Genomic DNA, 869 nt, shown 5'->3' with positions numbered 1-869 from the left:
CCCCCATCTCTCCGAAGTTTGCCTGGAGGGAGACCCTCCTTGCAACTTCTCTCCTCATCTCCCTGGCGCAGTGTTGACTTCCAGCCAATAGTTTACAAATGCTCGAATTGTCTTTTGTAGTTCTTGAGCATCCATTGGCTTGACTAAATAGCCATTTGCGCCTTTTTGGTAACAGAATTCAATATCTTTAGGATTAGATGATGTAGTAAAAACCACCACGGGGATTTCTTTAAAACTCTTATCTTGCTTTAGTCGCTCTAGAATGTCACGACCATCAATCCCTGGCAAATTCAGGTCTAGGAGGATAACAGAGGGTCGTGGCGCTACATCAAGATTGGATGGGGCTGCGCCCTTGCCGTCGCTGTCGTTTTCTCCTGAATAAAGAAACTCTAAAACCTCATCACCATTAGTACAGCGATATATCGGGTTCTTGACAGCCATCCGCCGCATTAGACGTTGTAGCATCTTAAAATCTTCATTGCTGTCCTCTACAACGAGCAGCGGTTCATGAAGTTTTGTTGTCATTCTTACTCTTAAAAAAACTTAACAAAAAAAAATATAATGTTATTATTCTAGATTATTTCAGCGTAAAATAAAACATTGAACCTATGCCTACGCTAGACTCAACCCAAATCTGACCGCCATGAAGCTCAACAATCTTCTTAACAATTGCTAGCCCCGCCCCTGCTCCTCCACCGTACTTCTCCTGAGAGTGGAGCCGCTTAAAGAGTCGGAAGATCGTTTCTAGGTGATGCTTTGGAATCCCAATACCGTTATCCCTAACATAGAAAGTAATTGGCAGTAAGGAATTAGTAGTTATATTATCTTCCCCTGCTTCTCTGCTCCCCTGCTCCCCTGCTCCCCTGCTC

General features: G+C 43.8%; 2 protein-coding genes. Both read right to left on the bottom strand.

Features of this window, described 5'->3' with window-relative positions; translation table 11 throughout:
* Positions 1 to 54: 54 nt before the first annotated feature.
* Positions 55 to 525, bottom strand: a complete 471-nt coding sequence (locus I8752_RS00010; protein ID WP_214430274.1) for a response regulator — start codon at positions 523 to 525, stop codon at positions 55 to 57.
* Positions 526 to 577: 52 nt separating this feature from the next.
* A partial coding sequence (locus I8752_RS00005; RefSeq protein ID WP_263985238.1) for an ATP-binding protein occupies positions 578 to 869 on the bottom strand: 292 nt, incomplete at its 5' end.

Origin of the sequence: Dendronalium phyllosphericum CENA369, from assembly GCF_016056275.1 — a bacterium.
Lineage (GTDB): Bacteria > Cyanobacteriota > Cyanobacteriia > Cyanobacteriales > Nostocaceae > Dendronalium > Dendronalium phyllosphericum.
Note: the sequence above shows the minus strand (reverse complement) of the source record. Positions and strands in the feature narration are given on the sequence as shown.

What these genes read in the sequence shown, in the direction of transcription:
- I8752_RS00010 (WP_214430274.1), bottom strand. Translation starts at nt 525, where the DNA reads ATGACAACAAAACTTCATGAACCGCTGCTCGTTGTAGAGGACAGCAAT.